Origin of the sequence: Pseudomonas protegens, from assembly GCF_003732485.1 — a bacterium.
Classification (GTDB): domain Bacteria; phylum Pseudomonadota; class Gammaproteobacteria; order Pseudomonadales; family Pseudomonadaceae; genus Aquipseudomonas; species Aquipseudomonas protegens_B.
The window spans coordinates 390,849-399,984 of sequence record NZ_MOAK01000036.1 but is presented as its reverse complement, the minus strand read 5'-3'; the positions used below and the strand labels follow the sequence as shown (position 1 = coordinate 399,984).

Genomic DNA, 9,136 nt, shown 5'->3' with positions numbered 1-9,136 from the left:
GCCAGTCCAGCCCCTGGCCGCGTTCGAGCAACTGCCGGCGCAGCGCCTCGCTGCGCCCACCATTGCGCAGGTACCACTGGCGCGTGGCGACAATCTCCAGGGGCTGATCGCCCTTCTCGAAGAACTTCACCCCGTGACGGATCGGTCGCGGCTCGCCGAGCAAGGCGCCGCATTCGCGCAACTGCGTCAACAACAACTTGCGCGCCTGGGGCAGGCTGCGCCCCGCCAGGGCTGCATAGGCCTGGCGCGCGAGCGGCGTGGTCAGCCAATCGGGCGCCTGGGCCAGCAGCCGACCGTCCGGCTCGATGATCGAACGGGTGGGCAACTGCAGCTCGCGCCACCAGAGCACATCGGTCAGATCGCCAAAGGTACAGACCATCGCCAGCCCGCTGCCCTTCTGCGGGTCGGCCAGGGCGTGAGCCAGCAACGGCACCTCGACCTCGAACAACGGCGAACGCAGGTGCTGGCCGAAGCGTCCCTGGTAACGCGGGTCGTCCGGGTGCGCCACCAGCGCCACACAGGCCGCCAGCAATTCGGGGCGGGTGGTGGCAATGGGCAAATCCTCACCTTCGATGCCCTGGAACAGCAGGTCGTGATAGGCCCCCGCTACCTCCCGCTCCTCCAGTTCGGCCTGGGCCACGGAGGTCTGGAAGGTCAGGTCCCACAGGCAGGGAGCCTGCTGACTGTAGAGCTCGCCGCGCCGGTAGTTGCGCAGCAAGGCGCGCTGGCTGACCCGCTGCGCACGCTCATCGATGGTGGCGTAGGTCAGGCCCCAGTCCACCGACAGGCCCAGTTGCATGAACAAGCTGCGAAAGGCCTGCTCGTCGATGGCGGTCAGCTGATGGCACAGCTCGACAAAGTTGCGCCGGCTGATTGCCGCATAGTCGGCGCGCCGCTCGGCGACCCGGGCCGGTGGCTGGAACTGCGGCTGGTAAGGCGCCAGGGGATCGCAGCGCACGCCGTAGTAGTTCTCGACCCGGCGCTCGGTGGGTAAGCCGTTGTCGTCCCAGCCCATGGGGTAGAACACGGCCTTGCCGCGCATGCGTTGGAAGCGCGCGATGATGTCGGTGTGGGTGTAGCTGAACACATGGCCGACGTGCAATGAGCCCGAGGCCGTGGGTGGTGGTGTGTCGATGGAGTAGACCGCGTCCCGGGTGGCACTGCGATCGAAGGCGTAGGTGCCCTCTTCCAGCCAGCGCTGGGACCAGCGTGTTTCGAGGTATTCAAGCGAGGGTGTGGCGATGGGGCAAAGCGTTGGGGTTACACGTTTAACGGTGACATAGCATCCTCCTGTTATCACCCGGAGGCACCGCAAGAATCGGCGCCGAAGGGGAAATTTATAGAGGATCGCGCGGGATTAGTAAATTGCCCAAGCGTCCCTTTTTTGCATCTTCGTTCAATCGAACTGCAGGTCCGCAGCCCATGCCGGGTACTGGCTTTGCAAGCGCAGCAGGCATTGTTCCATCAGTCGCGCATCGTCCGGCAAACGCTGAGAGAGGCTGTGCCAGCCCCTGATCCGCAACTGCAGCGGCATCTCCACCAGACCGGAAATGGCATCCCAGAAGGCATCCCAATTACAGCCATACCACTGGGGAAAACCCAAGGCATCGCGCAAGGCCAGGTGCAGTTCACGGGCCGTGCCCAGGTCACGCACATCAATTTCCAGCCACGGCAGGCGCGTCATGTTCTGTACCTCTGCTCCGGTTCATGGGCCGCCAGCATAACCGATGCCATCGCTTGAGGACGCCTGCGCAAGCGCTTCAACCAACCAAGCACGACAGCGCTCACGGCAATCCCTTGCCAGCTTCGGCCAGCCCCTGCCACTGAACTGTCCCGGCAACGCCACGAACACCGTACAGAACTGCACAGCACAAGGCTGCCGGACCATGGCCCGACTTTTGCTCCGCTTGCCGCTACCAACCAGGGAGTCGTCACATGACAGGAAGCATCTCAAGTACCCCATCACTCGTCGCTATGGGCCTCAAGGGAATCACCCGGGCTTTGGAGAGTGGCACGGTGAAGTCCATGAAGATTCAAGTCGAAAACGCAACGCCGCAGATCCAGGCGCAGATCGACGCCAACTTTCTTGAGTCGCAGGCTTCGAACGCAAAGCTGATAGCCCAATACAGAACCACCCCTACCTGGGCGACCTTCGACGACAAGAGCAACAGCGTCGAACTGCCCGATGTGGCATCACTCGATAAAAGCGACGCCACCCACGTGCTCAAGGGCCTGCAATACCTGATGGAAATCGGCCGCCTGGACGGCAAGACCCTCATCGCCAGGAACGCCGGCCAGTCCACGGACAGCCCCTTGCTCTACCAGGATTGGTTGCAGGCCAGGATCGGCGTTGATGCCCATGCCTGAGTAGCACGACCCGCTCAGCGGCCGGCCTCGCAAAAGCCTCGGCGCAACCTAGTGACTGATGTACTGCTGGGTCTTGCTGTCATAGACATAGGTGAGGTTGTCGGCCGCCGCCAGCGGACGGACTTTTTCCGGCCCCTGGAAGGTGGTGCCGCTGACCTTGACCTGCACTTGCGGCAGCGACTCCTGGCCGGCGACGAAACTCAGCTCACCGTCGCTGCCGATGCAAGGCATCACCGCGCCGTCGTCGCAGGCCGCCGAATTGTCCTCGCCGGTGCGCACCTGGCCGACATGGGACCAGATCCAGCCATCGTCTTCGGGTTTCTTGTTCGGATTGAACACGAACAGCGTATAGCCCTTGGTGACGATGCCGTCCTCAAAGGTGGCCGTGGGCACCGCCAACAGCAGGCGCCCGTCGGCAGTGCGGTGTTCCAGGGCCTGGCGCTTGGTGTCCACCTCCTCGGGCTTTTCCCGGCCGCCAAAGAAGCCGATCTTGCGCTCGATACTCAGTATGGAATAGGCCGGCGTCTGGCCTGGATGAGTGAGTTCGAAGGTGGCATCGGCCAGCCGCACCTGGACTTCGGGCGCGGCAAAATCCTCGCCCTGGCGGGCCGCGCTGTCCCGGGTGTGCCAGACAAACGCCGCGTAGTAATGCTTGCCGTCGAAGTCCAGCTCCTTGCCGTACCAGAATGTGGCGGTGACACCGTCCTCCAGCTCCACCTCTTCATTCGCCTCGGGAACCTCGACGTTCTGCATCACCGCCAGCACCGCACCGGGGGGGATCGGTGCGTCCTTGGCCTGGACCAGCGCTGGCGCCGCGAGAGTGAATGTCAGCAGCGCCAGAGCGGCAAGTGCCTTGCCGAAAGCGTTGTGCATGGGCGATTCGGCTTTGAACCTGTTTTTCATCGTTTGAACATCCCTGTAGAGCCTGAAAAAAACCTGGAGCCACATCCCTCTGATGGAAAAACAGCTGACGCTCACCTGCAGGAGGCACTGGCCCAGGCTGTTTCCGCTCTCAAGCATTGGAGTCGGATTCAGGACCACACAAGTGGTGTCCCTGAAGACGAGGCAATCATATAGACAGCCTTTCGATGCCGACAAGATACTGGCAAATGGCAAACATCGGCCGCTCACTCCAATACCGCTTGAATGTTGCGACATGCGGAAGTCGCTGATGAACGGCTCTTCGAACATCGCCCGACCTAAGTCTGGCCATATCCTATTGTTCGAGGTTGCTCTGTCCCTGCCTGCCAGGTAGTTTGCCTGCCAGCAAAGCCCCCTTGAGGGCATCATCAATACTTACAGCTGCTTAAGCCAAGGAAAGCCATGAAGTATCCAAAAAAAACGGCGACTGGAGATGCTGGAGAGTATTTTTTTGCTTATCAGATTACTCGCACTCTTGGTTGGCCTTGCCGACTGTTCGATATCGACATCGGTATCGATGCGCAGGTTGAAATACTTGATGTCGATCGCAACAGCACCGGCAAATTTGCCGCCTTTCAGATAAAGGCCACCGAGGAAGGCGAGAAAATATCCTATAGATATGTCAGTAAAGAACAACTTCGTTACTGGAGAGAGATGGAAACGCCAGTCTTTGCGGTACTGGTAGATCTGCAAAATCACAGCATGTTCCTGCATAAGATAAAACAACAGCACACCTATCACGAGACAGAAGACGGCTCCATACGCATTGACTTCGATAGAACTGCCGAGCACTTCAACATCAACAGTGCCGATATCATCAAGGCGGCTACCGAAGAAGCTGCCTTGATATCCATTAAGTCGCACCTTGACGTTGTACTGAAAGGTATCACCGCTATCAAAGAGGCCATTAACAGCCCCAGTGGAGACGTGGACCCCAACGAACTCATTGACCTCATGCGGCGCCGCTCAGGTTACCAATCCGAGTTAATCCGCGCGCAAACCCTGGTTTTTAAAACCGGGTTGGGCAGAGACGAGTTCGAGCAAATAAACGATGACTTCGACGACGCAATCGGCCGTCTGCGTGATTGCATGGAGCACGGGGAAATGGCTCAAGACTGGGATGATGACAAGCACGGGGACGGTGAGATCAAAAAATTTATCGCAGAAGGTCGATAACCTATCGACTGAACGCTGGCGCCGGCCAACGCCTCTGGCGACGCCGGACCCGCGCGATACGCAGCCCGTAGCGCCTCCTGTATCAGCCTCAAGACAGCCGTATCGGCAACCAAGCTGCTTTGAGCGAGCTCAACCTCGTCACTGCCTGTTGCCATGAGCTGCCGGCCAGACTCACCCGCCCTGGCCGGCAGATCATGATTAGCGCCAGTCGCTCCGAGCAGCGCGCAAGCACCGGGCATCGCTGCGCGCTGACACCGTGAATCCTACTGCAATGGGCTGTAGTAGACCGCCTTTGGCGGGGGCGTCTTCTGTGGCTGCGCGGGGAGCGTATCGCGTGTGCGCGAACTCAGCGCCTTTCTCTGCTCGAGAAATGGCGTTAAATCATCCGTTGGTACTGCCTGACTATGCGCATAGCCAGGCAACTCGAATTGCAACGCTCTATAGCCCATCGCCAAGGGGGGATTGAACACCTGATGGAGAGTGATGCCGGTCGTTGAAAGCCGGGTGACGCTACCGGTTACTCCAGGCAACGACGGGGTGCTGGCTTGAACGGTGGCTTTGAGCTGCTGCTCGACAGCGGTCAGTTGCGCTTGCAGCGAAGCGAGTGTGTCTTGTTGAGGGAGCGCACCCTGCGACGTGTCTTGTTGCCCCGCTACCGTCTTGGGTTGGGCGCTGTCGCCGGCAGTGGCCACCTTCGGTTCCTGCCCCTCTTGCTCAGACGGGCTCGGAACAGCAGCCTCACCTTCAGCCGCGGCCTTGCCGGCCTCGCCCTCAGATGCCGGTTGCCCTCCCAATTGACGAATTTTCGTTTCCAGCAGCTGCTTTTTATCGCTGAGCTGCACCAGCGCAAGTGCCGTGGCACTGAGCTGGGTACTGGAGCCATCCAGCGCGTTGATCGTGACGTCGAGCGCATCGGCGGAGTACACAATGTAAGGAATGACAACAATCGGACGAGCGTTGTATTTCTTCCTCAGGTCTGCCGGGATGGCCAGCGACATGGAGGTATTTTTCATATGGGTCATTTGCGCAGCATCCAGGTTGTACAAGTACTGGCTGGCAAGTGGCATCAGCCGTGAGGCTTGAATCCTGACGCACTGACTGCTGGGAACAGAGTAGGACACCGAATACTTGGATTGGTGGGCCGTGGAAAACATGGCGGCCCAAACACTGGTAGGAATGTCTGCCCCCAGGTTGTAGTCCAACGTTGATGCGAAGCTGAAGCCCGGAAAGGAAACACTGCAATTGACCCTGCCCTTGCTGTTTGTCAACGCTTTGAAGGCTGGCTTCTGGCTGTCCGAGTTATCGAGCGGATAAATGAAACGCCCGGGCTCCTGTTCATGGGTAGGGACATTGCTGAGATCCAGGTTGGCATAAATGATCGGCTGAATATCGAAAGCCTTGGTCGGAATATCCGCCATCGAATCGACGCTGTATCCAACACTCAGAAAAACATCCCCCGGCGACATCTCGGTGAGGGGATACACCGGTTTGATCCCCATCTGGATGGTATTCATCGCCCACTCCCGAGCAATGGCTCCTGGTTGTGGACGCTCGCTCTGGCAACCTGTCAGCAGCACCAGCCCTAGCACCAGAAATCCCTTCATTTGCATGATGCTGTCCCTCTCATCAGGTAATAGCGCTTTGATAGCGCCATCGTAGTTAAGGTGAGAGGAACGGTTTTTTCCAATCCCGACCAGGGAGAGTGGCCCTCGCGCCCTTGCAGGACGCTCTCCACAGGCGATTCACCGAGGCCTGAAAGGTCAGCGAGTGCCAATCCCTGCATCAAGCCTCTGCTCAATGCGGTGGATATCCAACCACTTGCACGTCCATTTGCTTGAGCCTCTCTCCATGATCACTCCCCGCAGATCTTCAAGAGTCTTGCCAGTGAACCTCCTGCCCGCTCCCGGCTCAAGCCAGCAACTCGCGGATCCAGCGCACCTGTTGGTCGATCTCCTGCACCTTCACCTCCGGCACCGCCTGTGCCCGGCTGAAGTTCTCCAGGGTGCGCTGTTTCAGGCGCAGCAGGCGCTGCCATTTGGCCAGGAACGCCGGGCTGCGGGCCTGCAGTTGCAGAGGGCCGAAGTACAGCTCCCGGGGGCTGTAGCTCACCGGCCCTGTGCGCTCGGCGACGATGATTTCGTAGTCGAAACGGTTTTCCCGCAGCACCTCTTCGCACAGGATGCGGTAGCCGTTGTCCATCAGCCACTGGCGCAGCGGCTGCTCGCCACCGTTGGGCTGCAGGATCAGCCGCTCCTGGCCATTGAGGCGCCCCTTGCCGGCTTCCAGCAGGTCACGGATGGTCTCGCCACCCATGCCGCACAGGCTGATGGCGCTGATGGCGTCGTCCGGTTCGATCGCCGCCAGGCCATCGGCCAGGCGCACGCTGACCTGCTGCTCCAGGCTGTTGTCGCGCACCGTGCGCCGGGCCGCGTGGAACGGCGTCAACGCCACCTCGCCGGCCACCGCCGCGCTGATGCTGCCGCGCAGCAGCAAGGCCACCGGCAGATAGCCGTGATCCGAGCCGATATCGGCCAGGCGTGCGCCGGCTGGCACATGCGCTGCCACGCGCGCCAGGCGCATGGACAATGTCTGTTGATTCAAATGCAGCCCCTTTTCACCAGCAAGGTCCGGCACTTTGGACCGGATCGGGGGGCGATTCTGGCGAGCAATGCCGGGCATTTCAAATTTATGCGACCGGGGCCGGGGATGCGGGTACAGCAAAGGCCCGCTGCGGACAGGGTCGAAAGCAGCGTCCTCCATGGCGGGTTTCTGAGCGCAGGCAAACCTTCGTAGCTGGCCGCGTGCAACCTGGTCAGTGATAGACTGCGCGCCCATTTGGGAGCTGAAAAAATGCTGTGTCCGGAATGTGAACAAGGCGAAGTAACCCAGGTTCAAGTGCGGGCAACGCAGGAAATCCTGCACCTTTGCCAGGAGTGCGAGTTGCTCTGGCTCAGCGCCGAGGTCATTGGCACCGAGCCTTTCAACAGCTTCACGTCCTACATGGAGGAACTGGGTTTACCGCCGCTCTGGAGCTCGCTGTATGTGCTTGAACCCGAAAAGATCACCAGCCCTCAGGCACGGAAATATCTGCGTTCGGTCGGCTCGATCTAGGTTGCTCGAGCCACAACGACGATAGCCTCCCCCACACTCAGAAGCGCAAGAGATGAACTACCAACTCTGGATGGAACCGGATGACTGCCAGACCTTCTGTCTGGGCGGCCCACAGGGAAACACCGCACGCAAACTGCTTCACCCCGACGCCCGGCTTGTGTGGGAAGTGGAAGCCCCCAGCCACTTCGAAGCAATGACCCGGTATTACGCGTACATGCAGTGGGGCGAATACAAGAGCGACCTTCCCGAACAGGAGCCCATGCCTTGAACACCGCCCATGAGGAAAACGCCCTGTCACTGACTGACGGGGCGGAACTGACACTGTTCATCTGGCGCGAATTCGGCGAAAACCCGCAACCGCCAGCCATTCAAGGCTCCTCCATCGAACAGCTCATCAAAGGCTTGCGCAGCTCGTTCAACTAGGAGTGGCCCGTGGCGCTGCGCGCTGTTCACCGCGCCCCGGGCTAGCCTCCTTACCTGGCGGTTTTCTTCAGGGAAACCGGGATGCCCCACACCAGGTCTTCCATGCCGGTGTCCCCTTGCAGGCGGGTTTTCATCGGCTCGATACGCGCCAGCACCCGGCGGCCTGTGTCGTTGACATTCGCCAGCTCCTTGTCGCTGAACTTCTTGACCAGTTCCACGGGGGCCGGCCTCACGTAGACCTGGATATCCCGCAGTGCGCATTTGATGTTCTGCGGGTCGATAGCCTTGCAAGTCTTCTTGTCGTAGCTCACGGCCGGGGTTTTCAGGTGGAAGCGGTCGCTGAGCAGTATCTGGCCGGGCTGGATACTGAAGGCCAGGGGCGCGTAGGCGTCGGGGATCTGCGCCTTCAACTTGATGGACTGGACATCACGGATCTTGGTGCCTTCGGTCCAACCGCCGTCTGACACCTGCCGGCGCGTGTTGTATTGCTGCTCTTGCCAGGCCACGCACTGGCCGGAGGCGACATGCACGGTACTGCAGACATTCTGGGTGTGGGTCGTATCCGCGTAGGAAGCGTCGCGCCAGTATTGCTCCTTGACGAACTGGCGATACAGCACCGCAGACATGTTCACCGAACCACGGGCACTGCTGGCCGGCTGGCCCTTCGCGGCGCCTACCTGGGCCAGGCTGCTGTCGATCCTGTAATCAATGCCCCCGGACATCAGGTAGGTTCCCGGCGGGACGATGTGCACTTCAAGGAAGTCCCAGAGAAATACGGTTTCCTTGATTTTCTCCAGGTCGTTATTGGCGAAGGACTGCATGTAGCCCTGGCCCGGCTGGTCCTTGTTGCTGAAGATGACGCGATGGGAATAGCTGGAGAGGTCGGTCACGCTCTTGTTGGGCATGAGCGCCGGCACCAGCACCACGGACATACCGTCCCGGGTCGCGCCATCGATGATTTCCAGGAGCTGGTTGGTCGGGTTCTGCGTGGCGCTGCCATTGAGGCCGGAACTGCCCAGCGGGGCACAGGCGCTCAAGAGCGCAACTGAAACCAGAACAGCCAAGGGGCGGAGGCGCTTTACCAGGGGCTTCATTGGATATCCTTATCTGTAACGCAGCGAGGGCCAGATCCCTTCGG

At 60.2% G+C, this 9,136-nt stretch carries 10 protein-coding genes and 1 pseudogene; 5 read left to right on the top strand and 6 right to left on the bottom strand.

Going from position 1 to position 9,136, the window contains the following annotated elements; translation table 11 throughout:
- Both BLX41_RS34825 and BLX41_RS08800 read right to left on the bottom strand, forming a co-directional pair.
- A partial coding sequence (locus tag BLX41_RS34825) for a class I tRNA ligase family protein (protein WP_259744576.1) occupies nucleotides 1-1,300 on the bottom strand: 1,300 nt, incomplete at its 3' end.
- 96 nt (nucleotides 1,301-1,396) lie between these two features.
- Nucleotides 1,397-1,684, bottom strand: coding sequence for a barstar family protein (locus BLX41_RS08800; protein ID WP_123724550.1), 288 nt, complete (start codon nucleotides 1,682-1,684; stop codon nucleotides 1,397-1,399).
- Between the two features lie 341 nt (nucleotides 1,685-2,025).
- Between BLX41_RS08800 and BLX41_RS08795 the strand changes: the two genes are divergently transcribed.
- Nucleotides 2,026-2,367, top strand: coding sequence for a hypothetical protein (locus BLX41_RS08795; protein ID WP_249735863.1), 342 nt, complete (start codon nucleotides 2,026-2,028; stop codon nucleotides 2,365-2,367).
- A gap of 48 nt (nucleotides 2,368-2,415) precedes the next feature.
- Here BLX41_RS08795 and BLX41_RS08790 read toward each other — a convergent pair whose 3' ends face one another.
- Nucleotides 2,416-3,270, bottom strand: a complete 855-nt coding sequence (locus tag BLX41_RS08790; RefSeq protein WP_123724548.1) for a hypothetical protein — start codon at nucleotides 3,268-3,270, stop codon at nucleotides 2,416-2,418.
- A 420-nt stretch (nucleotides 3,271-3,690) separates the two neighbouring features.
- On the opposite strand from BLX41_RS08790, the gene BLX41_RS08785 reads away from it, so the two are divergent.
- Nucleotides 3,691-4,464 carry a DUF4365 domain-containing protein gene (locus BLX41_RS08785; RefSeq protein ID WP_123724547.1) on the top strand — a complete coding sequence of 258 codons (774 nt, stop codon included), beginning with the start codon at nucleotides 3,691-3,693 and terminating at the stop codon, nucleotides 4,462-4,464.
- Nucleotides 4,465-4,727: 263 nt separating this feature from the next.
- On the opposite strand, the gene BLX41_RS08780 is transcribed toward BLX41_RS08785, so the two are convergent.
- The gene (locus BLX41_RS08780) at nucleotides 4,728-6,074 is read right to left on the bottom strand and encodes a hypothetical protein (protein WP_123724546.1); all 1,347 of its coding nucleotides are present in this window, start codon (nucleotides 6,072-6,074) and stop codon (nucleotides 4,728-4,730) included.
- 298 nt (nucleotides 6,075-6,372) lie between these two features.
- Entirely contained in the window at nucleotides 6,373-7,065 is a 693-nt protein-coding gene (locus BLX41_RS08775) for a tRNA (adenine(22)-N(1))-methyltransferase (RefSeq protein WP_311197444.1), read from the bottom strand.
- A 339-nt stretch (nucleotides 7,066-7,404) separates the two neighbouring features.
- Between BLX41_RS08775 and BLX41_RS08770 the strand changes: the two genes are divergently transcribed.
- The 3 genes and pseudogenes from BLX41_RS08770 to BLX41_RS08760 form a co-directional block, all read left to right on the top strand.
- Nucleotides 7,405-7,575, top strand: a complete 171-nt coding sequence (locus tag BLX41_RS08770) for a hypothetical protein (protein ID WP_019095013.1) — start codon at nucleotides 7,405-7,407, stop codon at nucleotides 7,573-7,575.
- Nucleotides 7,576-7,627: 52 nt separating this feature from the next.
- On the top strand, nucleotides 7,628-7,843 hold the full coding sequence (locus BLX41_RS08765; RefSeq protein ID WP_123724544.1) for a hypothetical protein: 216 nt from the start codon (nucleotides 7,628-7,630) through the stop codon (nucleotides 7,841-7,843).
- Between the two features lie 5 nt (nucleotides 7,844-7,848).
- Nucleotides 7,849-7,998: pseudogene (locus tag BLX41_RS08760) on the top strand (HIT family protein); the annotation flags it as partial.
- A 50-nt stretch (nucleotides 7,999-8,048) separates the two neighbouring features.
- Here BLX41_RS08760 and BLX41_RS08755 read toward each other — a convergent pair.
- On the bottom strand, nucleotides 8,049-9,092 hold the full coding sequence (locus BLX41_RS08755; RefSeq protein WP_123724543.1) for a hypothetical protein: 1,044 nt from the start codon (nucleotides 9,090-9,092) through the stop codon (nucleotides 8,049-8,051).
- Between the last annotated feature and the right edge of the window lie 44 nt (nucleotides 9,093-9,136).